Raw genomic sequence first — 16,537 nt, 5'->3', positions numbered from 1 at the left:
TCACTTGACGTAGGTGTCGGCGGTGACCAGGGCCCGTTCGCGCGGGTCGTGCTCGACGTCCACGACACCGGCCGCGTCACCCTGGATCACACGCTCGTGCAGCATCGGGATCGCCGCGTCGGTGGCCAGCACCGCGGCCTCCGCGTCGATGACCGACCGGCGGCGGGCGTCACCGGTCCTCGTCCCGGCCGCCTTGTCCAGGGCCGCGTCGACCTTCTCGTCGGACAGCTGGGAGATGTTGAAGGAGCCCTCCGCGGCGAAGTCGCTGTAGAGGTACGCGGCCGGGTCGCCCGAGTCGAGAATCGTCGCCCGGGAGAGGATGAACGCGTCGAACTCGCCCGCCAGCGCGTCGGATTCGATGTTCGCGTACTCGCGGACGTCCAGCTTCACCTCGAACCCGGCCTTCTGGAGCTGCTGTTGCAGCGCCTGCGCCACCTCGGGCAGTTCGGCGCGGTCGGTGAACGTACCGATGGTGATCTTCTTCCCCTCCGGGGCCGCGGACTTGACCCGCTCGGCCGGTTTCCGCAGGCCGGCGGCCCAGGGGAGGGCGGGGCCCAGCAGGCCCTTCGCGACGTCGGCCCGGCCCTCGTACACGCCCTTGACGATCGACTCGGCGTCGACGGCCTCACGGGCGGCGGCCCGCAGCGCGGCGTCCTCGAAGGGGCCGTCGGCGGTGTTCAGATACAGGGTGTTGGTGCGCGGCATGGGCACCTCGGTGACCAGTTCCTCGTCGAGCAGCGCGGCCTGCGACACCGGTACGGCCTCGACGATGTCGGCCTCGCCGCTGCGCAGGGTGGCGGCGCGGGCGGTGCCGTCCGGCACGAACTTCACGTCGATGCCGGGGGACTTGGCCCGGCCGCCCCAGTAGCCGTCGTAGCGGTCGAGGGTGGCGGACGAGGTGCCGTTCACCTTCGTCAGCTCGAAGGGGCCGGTGCCCGCGCCGACCGGGCTGACGGTCTTCCCCCGGTACGCCTTCGCCGCCAGGATCGACAGCTGCGGCGAGCTCAGCCGCTGCGGGACGAGCGGGTCCTCGTCGGCGGTGGTGACGGTGACCGAGTCCCCGTCGGCCCGCACGGTCAGTTCCACGCCGTCGAGGATGCGCGGCTTGGGCGAGGCGGTGGCGGCCCGGGTGAGCGAGCGGACGACGGACTCGGCGGTGAGCCGTGTGCCGTCGTGGAAGGTGACGCCCTCGCGTATCCCGAAGGTCCAGGTCCGGCCGTCCTGCTGCCATCCGGTGGCGAGCGCGGGCTCGGCGTCACCGTCCGCGTCGAGGGTCACCAGGGTCTCGGCGGCCGACCAGCGCGACAGCTTGAACGCGTCGTCGGAGAGGGGTGAGAGGCCGGAGCGCGGCGGGTTCATCATCGCGACGCGTACGCGCTTGCCGTCGGCGGCGCCGTTGCCGTCGCCCTCGCCGTTCGAGGATCCGTCGGTGGCCGGTCCCGAGAAACAGCCGGTCAGCAGCAGTGTGGAGGCCGCGGTCGCCGCGGAGAGGGGGAGAAGACGGGTGGGCAGGCGCACGGAGCACTCCGGGTAAAGGGCTGGTCAATGGAGAGGTGCGCCGACCGTAGCATGATGATAATCGTTTTCAGTAATGGCCTCCGGTGTCGCCGGGGTGCTCGACGACGTAGGTGAGGGCGGACGCGGTGTCGGCGGTGATGTGCGTGGGCCGGCACGTCGTGTCGGTCCACGGCCGGCCGGCCGACACCCACACGCTGCGCACGCCGTCGAGCGCGCTCGCGCCGCCGATGTCGGCGTGCGGCGAATCGCCGATGAGCCAGGCCCCGTGCAGCCAGGCCTCGTTCAGGGAGGTTCCGTCCTGGGAGGGCCCGGCGACGGCCGCCGCTGCCCGGAAGATCTCCGGCGCCGGCTTCTTGCAGCCGACCGCCTCGGAGATCACCCATCCGTGGACGATCCGGTCGAGACCGGTGCGCCGGATCTTCGTTTCCTGCTGCCCGACGCGGCCGTTGGTGACGATCACACAGGTCCACCCGGCGTCGACGGCCGCGACGAGTGCCGCGCGCACGGCTTCCGCCAGTACGACGCGATCGGCCGCCCCCCGGTCGAGGAGGTCCCGGACGGATGCCGCCGAGACGGCTGCCCCGTAGCGGGCGGCCATGGCCCGGGCGACCTCGTCCCTCGGTGTGTAACCGCTCCCGTCGACGGACATCAGCCACGCGAGGTCGTCCACGGGGAGCCGGTGGTCGGTGAGGAACGCGGACGCCGCCTCCCGGAAGGCGGCGTCGCGATCGACGAGCGTGTTGTCGAGATCGAGCATCAGCAGAGGCATGTCCGGGAGTGCATCACGACGTGCGCGGCCGGGCGGGGCGAAGCGGCCGCGGCGCGTCGGTGCGGGGTCATACGGGCTGGTCGTCCCGGCGGAAGAAGGCGATCAGGTCCTCGGACGTGGGTGTGCCCTGGTTGGCGGCCTCGGACGCGTCGGTGGCCGCGGCGATACGGGGGAACAGGGCGCGCTCGTACGCGGACAGCGCGGACTCGATGTCGTCGGGGCGGGCGGCGAGGGCCTTGCCCAGTTCCGCGCCGTCCTGCATGGCCAGGTTGGCGCCCTCGCCGTCCTGGGCCGCCAGGTGGGCGGCGTCCCCGAGCAGCGTCACCCCGGGCGTCCTGTCCCACCGGTGCCCGGCCGGCAGCGTGTGATGGGGGCGCAGGACCGGCGCAGTGTCGCTGTCGGTGATGAGGGAGGTGAGCCCGGGCGCCCAGCCGGTGAACTCCTCGGCGATCCGTGCGCCGGCCGCGGCGGCATCGGCGAAGTCGACGCCGTCGAACCACTCCTGCGGCTCGGTCAGGGTCACGTAGGTGTGCAGGGTCCCGCCGCTCTCCCGGTGGGCGGAGATCATCTTTCCGTCCGGGCCGAGCACGTACAGTGATCCGCCACCGACCGCTTGCGCGGCCGCGGGGTGCCGGGTGTCGGCGTCGAACAGGTACGTCTCGACGAACGAACTGCCGGTGTATTGGGGCGTGGCGTCGGAGAGCAGCGGGCGGACCCGGGACCACGCGCCGTCCGCGCCGACCAGCAGGCTCGTCACCACGCTGGTGCCGTCGGCGAAGGCCACCTCGTGACGGCCCCCGCCGAGGGCGCGTACGGTGTCGGCCCGCTGTCCCCAGCGGACCGTACCGGCGGGCAGCGAGTCGAGCAGGATGCGTCGCAGCTCGCTGCGCTGCACCTCCGGGCGCCCGCCCGTACCGTCGTCGGGCTGGTCGAGGAGGACCGTCCCGTCCGGGTCCAGGACGCGTATCGCCTGGCGGCCCTCCAGGACGATGCCGCGGAACTCCTCCGTCAGGCCGGCCGCCCGCAGCGCCGGTTGGCCGTTGTAGTCGTGGATGTCGAGCATCCCGCCCTGGGCGCGCGCCGAAGGGGAGGACTCGGCCTCGTGGACCGTGGCCGGGATGCCGTGGACGTGCAGGACGCGGGCGAGCGTGAGGCCGCCGAGTCCGGCGCCGATGATGGTGACGGGGTTGTTCATGGTGATGGTTTCCTCCGAGATCGGGATAGGGATCGGGATCGAGATCGGGATAGGGATCGAGGTCGGGGTCGGGGGCGGTCGGTCCGTTGGGGTCGGCCCCCTGCGGGATCAGGTGGACCGAAGACTGCCGGGGGGCGCTCACACGGGGCTCACGTGGCGCTGACAGCGGCTGACGCGTGGCTGCGCGGTGGCTGCGGGGGCTGGGTCCGGGCCCGGTTGGGAGTTGGGGCGGGCGCGCGCGAAGATGGGGCGATGGACGGGGACGCGCGGCTTCGCATCACGCTGCTCGGCGCGCTTCAGGCGTCCGTGTCCCGTGGCGACGGAGCGGCCCTGCCCGTACCGGGTGCGCGGCTGCAGGCTCTGCTCGTACGGCTGGCGCTCGCCGGTGGTCGTGCGGTCGCCCAAGGGGTCCTGGTCGACGCGATCTGGGCCGAGGACCCGCCGGCCGGTCCCGCGCACGCCCTGCAAGCTCTCGTCTCACGGCTGCGCCGGACCCTCGGCTCGGCCGCCCTCGTCACCCAACTCGCGGGCGGCTACTTGCTGGACGTGGCCGCCGCTGACGTGGACGCCCTGCGGTTCGAGCAGCTCGCCGCCGCCGGCCGGGACCGTCTGCGCGCAGGCGATCCGCGGGGCGCGGCGACCGTGCTCGGTGAGGCCCTGGCGCTGTGGGGCGACCGCGCCGGTACCGAACCCGCGGTCGTCGCCACGGTGGCGCCCGCCGCGGCGACCCGGCTGGCCCATGTCTCGGTCGAGGCCGTCGCGGACCTCGCCGAGGCCGAGTTGACGCTGCACCCGGGCGACCACGCCGATACTGCCGCCGCCCGGCTGACCGCGCTGCTCGCCGACCACCCCCTCCACGAGCGTGCCGCCGCGCTGCTCATGGACGCGCTCGCCGCCCAGGGCCGCCGGGCCGAGGCCCTCGCCCTGTACGAGCGGGTCCGCCGCACCCTGGCCGACGACCTCGGCACCGACCCGGGCACCGCCCTGCGCGAACGCCATCTGCGGCTCCTGCGCCCCGAGCGGTCGCCGCGCCCCGAACGGTCCGGGCGCCCCGAGCAGTCCGCCCCGGGCGCCGACGCCGTACGGGCCGGGCGCCGACGCCGTACGGGCCGGGCAACCTGCCCGCGCCGTGGACCAGTTTCATCGGCCGGGACGACGACCTCGCCCGGATCGAAACGCTGCTCGCCGCCGGGCGCCTGGTCACCGTGGTCGGTCCCGGCGGCGCAGGAAAGACCCGGCTCGCCGTCGAGGCCGCCCGCCGCCACCGGCACGCCTACCGCGACGGCGCCTGGCTGGCCGACCTCGCCCCGGTCACCGAGCCCGCCAAGGTCGGCGCGGCCCTGCTCGCCGCGATCGGGTCGCGTGGCGGCACGGTGTTCGAGGCCGGGAACCGGGGCGAGGGCGACGACCTGGACGTACTCGTCGAGCGGTTGCGCGGCCGGGAGAGCCTGCTGCTCGTCGACAACTGCGAGCACCTGATCGAGCCGGTGGCCCACCTGGTCGCGGCCCTGCTGTCCCGCTGCTCCGGGCTGCGTGTCCTCGCCACCGGCCGTGAACCCCTCGCGGTCGACGGGGAGGCGCTCGTACCGCTCGGCCCGCTCGCGCTGCCCGGCCCGCACGACGATGTCGGGCAGGCGCGGCGGGCGGCGTCGGTACGCCTGTTCGCCGAGCGGGCCGCCGCGGTGCGCCCCGGCTTCGAGGTCGACGGGACGACCCTGGCCGAGGTCCGGCGGGTGGTGCGCGGCCTGGACGGGATGCCGCTGGCTCTCGAACTGGCCGCGGCCCGGCTGCGGACGCTGTCGCTGCCGGAGCTCGCCGACGGGCTCTCGGACCGGTTCGCGCTGCTCGGCACCGGCAGCCGTAGCGCGCTGCCCCGGCATCGCACGTTGCGGGCCGTCATCGCCTGGAGCTGGGATCTGCTGAGCGAGCACGAGCGTACGGTCGCCGACCGGGTCTCGGTCCTGCCCGGCGGCGTGACGGTGGCTTCGGCCACCGCGCTCTGCGCCGGCACCGCGGTGCCGCCCGCCGAGATCCCGGCGCTGCTCGCCGCCCTGGTCGACCGGTCGCTGCTGCACCTGGCACCGCAACCGCCGACGCCCACCCCGACGGGGCCCGGGGCCGACGCCCCCGCTTTCGCGCCGGTTTCGCCCGGCCTGGGCGGTGGGGACGCCCCCGCCTTCGCACCGGCTTCGCCCGGCCTGGGCGGTGGGGGCGCCCCTGCCTTCGCACCGGCTCTGCCCGGTCCGGGTGGCGGGAGCCCCTCCGCCGGACCGGCCGACGGACCAAGTCCGTCCGCTACGGGGACTTCTGGCTACCCCCCTTCAGCCGACGGCCGTGCGCCTTCGAGCTCCGGCCGCGCTCCCTCGACGTCCTGCGGCACCCGTTCAGCCGACGACCGCACCCCTGCGGGTTCTGGTCGGGCATCCTCGGGGTCCGGCGGCCTGCCTGCGGGTTCCGGTCGTGCGTCCTCGGATCCCGGCCGCCCGCCTGCGAGTTTCGGTCGCGCATCCTCGACCTCCGGGTGGGGCGACTCCTTGAGTGCGCGGCGGGTGCCGCTGTTCGGCGGGAGCGCGGTGTCTGGCGTCGCGGTGCCAGCGCCCGTGCCGGGGCGTTACCGGATGTTGGAGACGTTGCGTGAGTACGGCACCGGCCGTCTCGTCGAGGCGGACGAGCTCGGGGCCGTCCGTGACCTGGCCGCCGATCACTTCGCCGATTTGCTGGCCCGGTGCGAACCGCTGCTGCGCGGGCCAGGTCAGACGGCGGCCGTGCGGATCATCCGCGCCGAGTACGACAACACCCTCGCCGCCCTGCGCCGGCGCTGCGACAAGGGCGACGCCGACGGCGCGGTCTCCCTCGCGCTGAACCTGACCTGGTACTGGCAGATGCTCGGCCTGCACTCCGACGCGGCCTACTGGCTGGGCGAGGCACTGGCGGTGCCCGGCGGCGGGGCGACGCCCGACCGCGACTGCGCCCGGGCGATCCACCTGCTCAACCGGATCGGCACCCGGCCGGGGGCGAGCGCCGAACCGGCCGCCGACGACCGGGCCCGGATACGCGAGGTGGCCGACCGGCTGCTCGCGTACCCGGAGCTGCCCGGGCCGTACGGCGCGCTCGCCGCGCTTCCCCTCGCGTTCCTGCGCGGGGAGGGGGCCGTGCCCGCGATCGTCGGGCGGCTGGCCGACGGCGACGACGTATGGCTGGCCGGGATGGCCCGTATGTTCCGGGCCCAGTTCGCCGAGAACGCCGGCCTGCTCGACGAGGTACGCCCCGAAGTGGAGGCGGCCCTGGCCTGTTTCCGGCAGGTCGGCGACCGCTGGGGCCTGGCCGACGCGCTCCCGATGCGCGCCCTCCTGCGCCAGTACGACGACGATCTCGACGGCGCGCTCGCCGACCTGCGGGAAGCCCGTTCCCTGGCGGGCGAGTTCGGCCCGCTCAGCCTCGGCGACGAGGTCTTCGGCGATCTGCGCTGGATCGATCTGCATCTGCGGCGCGGCGACACCGACGTGGTGAGCGCGACCATCGACTCGGCCCGGGAACGCGCGCTGCGCGCGAACTCGCCGGAGACGCGGTTCCTGGTCGACGCCTGGGAGGCCGTCCTGCGGGTGCGGCTCGGCGACCTGGACCGGGCGCGGGACCTCCTCGACGGCGCCGAACGGGGTCTGTACGCCGATCCGCCGCCCTCTGCCGGCGCCCGCGCGTTCCCCGGTGACCACGCGCGGGCGCTGGTCGGCAGCGCACGGGCCGCGCTGTGCCTGCAGACGGGGGATACGGCGGGCGCGCGGCAGGCGCTGGTGCGGGCGTACGCGGCGGCACTGGAGACCGGGGACCTGCCGAACCTCTCGCTGGTGGCGGTGACCGTCGCCGCGCTCGCCGAGGCGCGGGGGTGTCCGCGGGAGGCGGCCGTCCTGCTCGGCGCCGCCGCCCGGTTGCGCGGCGCGCACGACCGGACCGACCGGCAGGTGCGCGACCTCACCCGCCGGGGGCGGGCCGCGCTGGGGGCCGCGGCCTTCGCGGCGGCGTACGAGCAGGGGTGGGACCTGGACGCGCGGACGGCCACGACGGTGGTCGACCCTGCCCGCCTCCCTGGGTAACCGGGCTGCCCGGTCCACCCCGGCCACCCGGCAACCCGGGCAACCAAGGGCGACAGCTCGCCCGGACCGAGGCCACCCCGCCCTCGCCCGGCCGACTGCTCGGTGACCCGCTCGCCCGCCCGACCGTCGGTCGGCAAGCCGAACCGTCCCCCACCCCCCCAATGGCCCAAACCCGCCCCCACCCCGGCGAGTTTTCCACTGGTGACGTGTACACGTCGACCCGACTATGTGGTGCACGTGTGTTCGGTGTGTGTTTTCTGTGTATGAACAGCCCGCTGTGGCACCCGCTGTGGCACCTGCTGCGACACCCACCGGATCCCTCCGGAACAGCGCAACCTGCCGAATTAGCCGCTGCTGAAGGGTCGGGCCGCATCATGGCCGGTCGGGTGTGGGGACATAGACGTTCGCTTCCGCTGTTACTGGGGTTCGCCCTGCTCGTCTCGCTGCTGTCCGGCAGCGTCTGGCGGGCCGGCGAACCAGCACCAGCACCAGTGGCCAATGTGCAGCCCTTGGGCGGCTGCGTACCGGGGTCGGAGGCGACGGCGAAGGGGCCGATCGCCGCGGAGTCCGCTTCGGTCACCAAGGAGTGGGTCGTCCCGGGCACCGGGGTGACCAAGCGCGTCGCCCGCGACGGCGCCGAGGTGGCGCTGGCGCCGGAGGCGGTGGACAAGCCGACGGAGATCGGCGTCCAGCCGCTGACCGGGAGCAGCATGCCGAGCCTCGGCTCCGGCATGGACAACATGACCGAGGGCCCGAGCGGTTACCGGTTCACACCGACCCCGCACACCTTCGAGGGCGACATCACGGTGACCCTCCCGTACGACCCCGACGCGGTGAGGACGGCGGGGCTCGCGCCCGAGGACGTGCGGACGTTCTACTACGACGAGACCGCCGACTGCTGGCAGCCGCTGGAGCGGCTCGCGGTCGACGAGGAGAAGCAGGTCGTCGTCTCGCGCACCGACCACTTCACCGACATGGTCAACGCCACCGTCACCGCGCCCGAGGGCCCCGAGCAGATCAGCCACGACCCGAACAAGATCAAGGGCATCCAGGCCGCCGACCCCACCGCCGGTATCGAGCAGATCGCCGCCCCGGCCGCCAACAACCAGGGTGACGCCCGGCTCTCGTACCCGCTGGAGCTGCCCGCCGGGCGTGCGGGAACAGGGCCCGCGCTCTCCATCGGCTACTCCTCCGCCGGCGCCGACAGCTGGCTGGGCAGCGGCTGGGAACTCACGACGCCGTCGATCTCCATCGACACCCGCTGGGGTGTGCCGCGCTACGACACGGCCAAGGAGACCGAGACGTACGTCCTGGGCGGCGAACAGCTCACCCCGGTCGCGCACCGCGCCGAACCGCAGCCGCGCAGCGAGGGCGACAAGGTCTTCCACACCCGTGTCGAGGGCGGCTTCGCGCGCATCGTGCGTACCGGGGACTCCCCGAAGACGTACGGCTGGGAGGTGACCGACAAGTCCGGGGTCCGCTATGTCTACGGTGGCGAGGGGGCTCAACTCACGGACGACAGCGGCAGCGTCTTCTCCTGGGCGCTGCGTGAGGTGCGCGATCCGCACGGCAACACCGTGCGGTACAGCTACACGGCGGTCGAGGACGCCGGCGTGGCGGGCGGGACCGTCGCGGGGCGCGAGCTGTACGTCAAGAAGATCGCCTGGACCGGGCACGGGGACACCGACGGCCCTTACACGGTGACGTTCGTCCGGGACCGTGAGCTGGGCGAGCCGCGTCGCGCGGACGTGTCCATCGACGCGCGCGGCGGCTTCAAGCGGGTCACCGCCGACCTGCTCCGCCGCATCGAGGTCCGGTTCCACGACGAGCTGGTGCGCGGCTACGAACTCGCCTACCGCGAGGGCGCGTTCCACAAGACGCTGCTGAAGTCGGTCGCGCAGCTCGACGCCGACGGCAAGGTCTTCACCGAGCACGAGTTCTCCTACTACGACGACATCCGCGACGCCGACGGCGCGTACGACGCGTTCGCGAAGGTCGACTGGTTCTCGCCGGACGACAACGTGCGCAACGGCCGTGTGGACGGGGTGCGTTCGGGCGCCGGTGAGGCCGGTGCGCTGAACGGCAACACCTCCACCGGCGCCGGCGGTCACCTGTACGTCGGCTTCGGTTCGAACCGTTCGAAGAGCGGCTCCGCCGGTGTCAAGGCGGGCTTCAACCGGTCCACCGACGAGGGACTGCTGGCTCTGCTCGACGTGGACGGCGACAACCTGCCGGACAAGGTGTTCGAGCGCGGCGACGGTCATGTCTTCCGCAAGAACCTGTCCCGGCCGGGCGGCGAGCCGAAGTTCGCTGCCACCACGACCGCACTGCACAACCTGCCGGGCCTCTACCGCGAGTCCACCAGCAGCCGCACCGCCGGTATCGAGAGCTATCTGGCGGGCGCCCAGCAACTGGACCACGTCAGTACCGTCTCCACCACCCGGCGCTACTTCGCCGACGTCAACGCCGACGGTGTGGTGGACCTCGTCAATGGCTCCGCCGTGGTGTTCGGCCGGGTCGGCGCCGACGGCGAGGTGACCTACGGGTCGGCCGCCGACACCCCCGAGCCGATCGGCACCGGCACGGTGGACGCCGAGGGCACACTGCCCGACCTGACCGCCGAGCGCGAACGCCGGATCGCCTCCTTCCCGCTGGTGGACTCGGTGCGCCGGTGGACCGCGCCGTACGACGGCACGGTGGCCGTCACCGGCACCGTGGCCCTGGCGGAAGTCGCCGGGGAACTGCCCGAGTTCGCCGACCCCGACGGCGTCCGGGTGGCCGTCCAGCACGAGAACCGGGAGCTGTGGTCGGCCCGTATCGAGGAGGACGACCGCACCCCGCGCACCCCCGAGGGCGTCGACGCGATCGAGGTCGAGCAGGGCGACCAGCTGTACTTCCGGGTCGGCTCGGTCTTCGACGGCGCCGCCGACCAGGTCGCCTGGGACCCGGCGATCGCGTACACCGGCTTCGAGGCGAGCGACGCCAACGGCCTGCCGCTGCACTCGTACAGGGCGTCAGAGGACTTCACCCTCACCGGGCGCGCCGGGAGTGTCGAAGCACCGGCGGCCGGCACCCTGCGGCTGACCGGTGATCTGAAGAAGACGGCGGCCACCACCGACGACCTCACCGTCCTGATCAGCAAGGGCGGCGATCCGGTGGTGGAGCGGACCATCGGCGCCGCCGAGACCGGGACCTTCGACGTCGGCGCCACGGTCGCCGTCACCAAGGGGCAGAACCTGTCCTGGCGGATCCGGACGGACTCACCGATCGACATCGGCAAGGTGGAGTGGGCGCCGCAGGCCGAGTACACCGAGGCCGAAGGCGTGGAGGGCGAGGCGAAGTTCAGCCCGCCGTACGACATCGACACCTATACGACCCGGGGCGAGCCGCAGCGCCCGTACAGCGCCCCCGGTGGCACGTTCACCGTCACCCCGCGGATCGAGGGCGGCTCCGGGACCGCCGTCCTCACGGTGAAGAAGCGCGGTGGGCTGCTCGCCAAGGAGACCGTGCGGCTCGGTGGTGAGCCGCCGTCGTTGCGGGTCGAGGCCGAGGCGGGCGAAGCCCTGTACTTCGACGTCACCGGGGCCGGGGTCACCTCGGCGGAGGTGACCGTGGGCGAGGACACCGTCGCCGCCACCGTGCACAGCCGCGCCACCGAGGGTGTCTTCGCCCGTCCGTACCGCGGCTGGGCCGCCGTCGGCTACAACGGCAACGGCGACCGCGCCGAACAGCCCGTCAGACAGGGCGACCTGACCGGCGAGTCCATCCCCGACCGGCTGCCCGACGACGTGGACCCGGTGGCCGAGCGCGAGGAGTTCGAGCGGGACCCGCGGATCACCCCGCCGGACGTGGTGCCGTTCACCCCCGACCGGGAACAGGGCCGCTGGACGTCCGGTGATGTGTGGGTGGCCGCGGACAAGGTGGCCGGTTCGCGCTACGGCGGACAGACCATCGGCCTGCCGACCGCCGAGTCCCTGGCCTCCGTGCAGGCCGTGCCCCGCATCTCCGAGTCCGAGCAGATCTCCCTGACCGGCTCGATCGGCGGCGGCGTGGGAACCGTCGGCGGCAGCGTCGCCTTCGGCACCTCCCAGGGCGTCCTCGACTACCTCGACATGAACGGCGACAGCTACCCGGACGTCGTCGGCTCCGCCGGTGTGCAGTACACCGAACCGACCGGCGTCCTCGGCGACACCAAGGGGAACGTCCCCGGCGGAGCGGTGCGCGAGTCGGACAACGTCACCGGCAACGCCAACGCGGGCAGCGCCGCCCGCACCCTCACCACCGGCCGCGGCCATGTCGCCCCGCCCGCCACGGGCACCGCCAACACCGCGACCTCCGGCAACGACATGCCCCCGCTGGGCGTCGGCGGCAACCTCGGCAGCGGAAAGTCCGACGGCCGCTTCGACCTGCTGGACATCAACGGCGACCAACTCCCCGACCGCGTCTTCGAGGACGGCCGCGCCGCCCTCAACCTCGGCTACCGCTTCGCCGCCGCCGAACCCTGGCCCGGCGGGAAGATCAACGAGGGCACCAGCTCCAGCTCGGGCCTCAACATCGGCTTCGAGACCGACTTCTACGGCTTCGGCGGCGGCGCCTCCTTCGACCAGACCACGTCGTCCACCAAGAACTCCCTGGTCGACGTCAACGGCGACGGCCGCGCCGACCGCGTCCTCGCGGGCGAGCCGATCAGGGTCGCCCTCAACACCGGCTCCGGCTTCGCCGACCCGGTGCCGTTCAAGGGCAGCCTGGACGGGATCAACAAGGACTCCAACGCCAAGCTCGGCGGCGGCGCCTACTTCACGATCCCCTTCTGCACGCTGTTCGTGACCGGCTGCGTCATCACCAACCCGGGCGCCAGCGTCTCGACCGGTGCCTCACGCGCCGAGCAGATGCTGCGTGACATCGACGGCGACGGGCTCGCCGACCACCTCGCCTCCACGAAGGACAGCGAGCTGACCGTCGCCGCCAACCGCACGGGCCGCACCAACCTCCTCAAGACGGTGTCCCGGCCGCTGGGTTCGCGCATCGACCTCGACTACACGCGCGACGGCAACACCTACGACCAGCCCGCCACCCGCTGGCTGCTGAGCGGCGCGAAGGTGCACGACGACCTGTCCGGCGACGGCCCCGACACCCAGTCGTTCGCCTTCACCTACCGGGGCGGCGAGTACGACCGTCCGGAGCGCGAGTTCCGCGGCTACGGCACCGTCGCCACCAGCCAGGACGGGCAGCGCACCGCCACCACCGAGTACGACACCCGCAGCCACTACACGCGCGGCCTCGTGGAGCGCCGGACGGTGGCGGACAGCTCGGGCGCCCTGTTCACCGAGACGGTCAACACCTACGACCTGCGGGACATCACCACCGGCGAGCCCGCGGACGGCAATTCGACCCGCGCCACCCTCTTCCCCCGCCTGACGAAGACCGAGTCACGCTGGTACGAGGGCGGGGCGGCACCCGGCAAGAGCACGTCGAAGGAACTGTCGTACGACGACCTCGGCAACGTCATCCGCACGACCGACCACGGCGAACCGGGCGCCGCGGACGACGTGGAGACGAGGACCCGGTACACCGAGTGCGCCGACACCCATATCGTCGGCATCGCCCGCGCCGTGGAGGTGTACGGCGGCGGCAAGAAGATGCGCTCGCGAGCGTCCGAGGTGGACTGCGCGACGGGTGACGTCACCCGGCACACCGCCGAGCAGACCCATGGCGAGAAGGCCGTCACCGACCTGGAGTACCACGACACCGGCACGCTGAAGTCGGTGAAGTCCCCGGAGAACCACCGGGGTCAGCGCTTCCGGCTGACCTACGAGTACGACGGTCCGACGGGCACGTACGTGACGTCCACGAAGGACAGTTTCGGCTACCGCTCGACGGAGGAGTACGACCTCCGCTTCGGCCTGCGGACCGAGTCCACCGACATCAACGACCAGAAGATCCGCACCACGTACGACCAGGCCGGCCGGGTGACCTCGGTGACCGGCCCGCACGACCACAAGGCGGACCGCCCGACCATCGCCTTCGCCTACCACCCCGGGGCCGACGTCCCGTACGCGGTCACCCGCCACCTCGACCGCGCCGCGGACGGCAAGGTCGAGCACGACACCATCGACACGGTCACCTTCGTCGACGGTCTCGGCAGGGTCGTCCAGACGAAGAAGGACGCCGAGGTCGCGGGCAAGGACGTGATGACCGTCTCCGGCCGCGGCGTCTACGACGTCCTCGGCCGGGTCGTGAAGCAGTACTACCCGGTCACCGAACCGAAGGGCGCCGCGAACACGGCGTACAACCCGGCCGTCGACACGGTCCGTCCGGCCGAGATCGGCTACGACGTGCTGGACCGCGCGCTGCGCACGGAGCTGCCGGACGGGTCGGTGACCTCCCTCGCCTACGGCTTCGGCAAGGACCGGGCGGGCAGGCCGCAGTTCGAGACGGTGGCGACCGACGCGAAGGACAACCAGACGCGCACCTATGTGGATGTGCGCAAACAGCAGACCGCGATACGGGAACCGGGCGCGAAGAAGGGCGACCCGCCGATCTGGACCTCGTACGCCTTCGACGCGGTCGGACAGCTGACGAAGGTCGTGGACGACGAGAACAACACGACGACGAGCGAGTACGACGACTTCGGCCGCCGTACGGTCGTCGACTCCCCGGACGCGGGCCGCACCACGACGGTCCACGACCCGGCGGGCAACGTGGTCCGCACGATCACCGCCAACCTGGCCAGGAAGCACAAGGCGATCGAGTACGAGTACGACTTCAACCGGCTGGTGAAGGTCGACCACCCGGTCTTCAAGGACAACGACGTCCGGTACGAGTACGGCGATCCCGGCGCCAAGTACAACACCGCGGGCCGTGTGAAGAAGACCGAGGACGCCGCCGGGTCGGTGACACGGCAGTACGGCCCGCTGGGCGAGGTCGTCGAGGAGACCCGCACGCTGCCGGGGCCCCTCCACACCACCAGCGTGTTCACGACCGGCTACCGCTACGACAGCTTCGGCAGGGTCCTGTCGCTGACGTATCCCGACGGCGAGGAACTGGAGTACACCTACGACAGCGGTGGCCAGGTCACCGCGGCGACGGGCACCAAGAAGCACCACGGCTACGACTATCTGAAGTCCCTGGACTACGACAAGTTCGGGCAACGGACCCGGGTCGAGCTGGGCAACGGCACGGCGACGTCGTACGCGTACGACGCCGAGGACCGCCGCCTGGCGACGCTCGACTCCACGCTGCCGAAGGGCGAGTCCTTCCAGAAACTCAGCTACACCTACGACGCGGTGGGCAACCTCACCCGCCAGGAGAACGCGGCCGGACCCACCGCGGACGCCACCGATGCCGCGAACGCCGCGGACAGTGGGATCTTGACCGAGTCGGGCGGGCCCACCGTCCAGACGTACACGTACGACAACCTCCACCGCCTGACGAAGGCGACCGGCGCGTACGACTTCGCCAAGAAGCAGACCGACACCTACTCGACGTCGACCACCTACGACACGATCAACAACATCACGAGCAAGGACCAGCGCCACGCGATCGTGTGGGACGGCGGTCACGAGAACGTGCGGAAGCACACCACCTACGCGAACACCTACGCGTACAAGGACCCGAGCCCGCACGCGCCCTCGCGGATCGGCGAGGCGTCCCTGTCGTACGACGCCAACGGCAACCTGATCGACAGCGAGTCCGACACCCTCGGCCACCCGCGCCGCCAGCAGGTCTGGGACGAGAACAACCGCCTGGCCTGCGTCCACGACCTGTGGAAGTTCGAGACGGTGGACCAGGAGCCGTCGTCCTGCGACAAGCTCGGCAAGTCGCCGACGGTCCGCTTCACGTACGACGCCGACGGCAAGCGGGTCGTCAAGGAAGGCGCGCAGACGGCCCTCTACCCGAACCAGAACTACTCGACGCGGGGCCTCCAGGAGTTCAAGCACGTCTTCGTGGGCACGACCCGCATCGCCACGAAGACCTCGAAGCCCCTCGGGCTCTACGAGAAGGACCAGTTCTACTACCACGCCGACCACTTGGGCTCGACGTCGTTCGGCACGGACGAGAAGGGCCGGGTCGCGGAACACCTCGACTACTTCCCGTCCGGTGAGGTCTGGGTCGACGAGAACAGGGGGGCGGACAACCCGTACCGGTTCAGCGGGAAGGAGCAGGACGAGGAGACCGGCTACACGTACCACGGGGCGCGGTACTACGACGCGCGCGCCGGACTGTGGCAGTCCGCGGACCCGGCGCTCGGCGGCTATCTGGACGGCTCACCGAACGGCGGGGTGCGCCGCCCGGCCAACCTCGACCTGTACGGGTACGCCTACGACAACCCCGTCGGGTACACCGATCCCTCCGGCCTCACGCCCGAGGGGGAGGAGTTCAACCTCGGGCGGCACCTCCTGGAGAAGTTCACCCGCCATCACGACCAGGCGATCACCATGGCGGGGCGCCAGCTGGAGCAGACCCATCCGACGGCCAGGGTGACCATGGACCTCCAGAGCATGGGACGGCGCGCGGACGAGAACCGCGTCGGCCGCGGCTGGGCCGATCTCATCCTCTGGACCGACACCTTCGTCTACGTGTGGGACTCCAAGAACAAGGGCGGCAAGGCCGAGAAGCAGGGCGTGACCGACGTCAAGTGGTACGTGGACAACCTCCAGGCCCAACTGCTCGCCAAGGGCGACACCCGGATCGTCGCCGCCGGATTCGACCTGGAGCCGATGGAGGAGCGGTCGAGGCACAAGGAGAACACCCTGGTGCTGATGGAGTCCTCGCAGACCTATCCCGGCAAGGGAGTCATCACCTACACCACGACCGAGCAGATCGAACAGGAGGTACCCGTGCCCGTCCCCACCCCCGTCCCGCTGCCCACACCCTCGGAGGAGACCAACAGGCTGGCGTTCTTCGGCACCGTGCTCCTCGCCATCGGGGCCGCCGGAGCCATGGTGTTCGCCCCCTGACCCG

General features: G+C 72.2%; 5 protein-coding genes and 1 pseudogene. 3 read left to right on the top strand and 3 right to left on the bottom strand.

Annotation, left to right across the window (positions count from 1 at the left end; genetic code table 11):
* The 3 genes from IE278_RS29075 to IE278_RS29065 form a co-directional block, all read right to left on the bottom strand.
* The gene (locus IE278_RS29075; RefSeq protein ID WP_189776227.1) at nt 1-1,518 is read right to left on the bottom strand and encodes an ABC transporter substrate-binding protein; all 1,518 of its coding nucleotides are present in this window, start codon (nt 1,516-1,518) and stop codon (nt 1-3) included.
* A 67-nt stretch (nt 1,519-1,585) separates the two neighbouring features.
* A complete protein-coding gene (locus IE278_RS29070; RefSeq protein ID WP_189776226.1) occupies nt 1,586-2,287 on the bottom strand; it encodes an HAD family hydrolase in 702 nt (233 codons plus the stop codon).
* Between the two features lie 67 nt (nt 2,288-2,354).
* Complete coding sequence (locus tag IE278_RS29065) at nt 2,355-3,482, bottom strand: FAD-dependent oxidoreductase (protein ID WP_189776225.1); 1,128 nt, start codon at nt 3,480-3,482, stop codon at nt 2,355-2,357.
* A 252-nt stretch (nt 3,483-3,734) separates the two neighbouring features.
* On the opposite strand from IE278_RS29065, the pseudogene IE278_RS42505 reads away from it, so the two are divergent.
* The 3 genes and pseudogenes from IE278_RS42505 to IE278_RS29050 form a co-directional block, all read left to right on the top strand.
* A pseudogene (locus tag IE278_RS42505) lies at nt 3,735-4,433 on the top strand (AfsR/SARP family transcriptional regulator); the annotation flags it as partial.
* A gap of 254 nt (nt 4,434-4,687) precedes the next feature.
* A complete protein-coding gene (locus IE278_RS42500; protein ID WP_246570792.1) occupies nt 4,688-7,573 on the top strand; it encodes an ATP-binding protein in 2,886 nt (961 codons plus the stop codon).
* 374 nt (nt 7,574-7,947) lie between these two features.
* Nucleotides 7,948-16,533, top strand: coding sequence for a SpvB/TcaC N-terminal domain-containing protein (locus IE278_RS29050; protein ID WP_189776224.1), 8,586 nt, complete (start codon nt 7,948-7,950; stop codon nt 16,531-16,533).
* The last annotated feature ends 4 nt before the right edge of the window (nt 16,534-16,537 follow it).

It is taken from the genome of Streptomyces tauricus (assembly GCF_014650955.1).
Taxonomy (GTDB): domain Bacteria; phylum Actinomycetota; class Actinomycetes; order Streptomycetales; family Streptomycetaceae; genus Streptomyces; species Streptomyces tauricus.
Note: the sequence above shows the minus strand (reverse complement) of the source record. Positions and strands in the feature narration are given on the sequence as shown.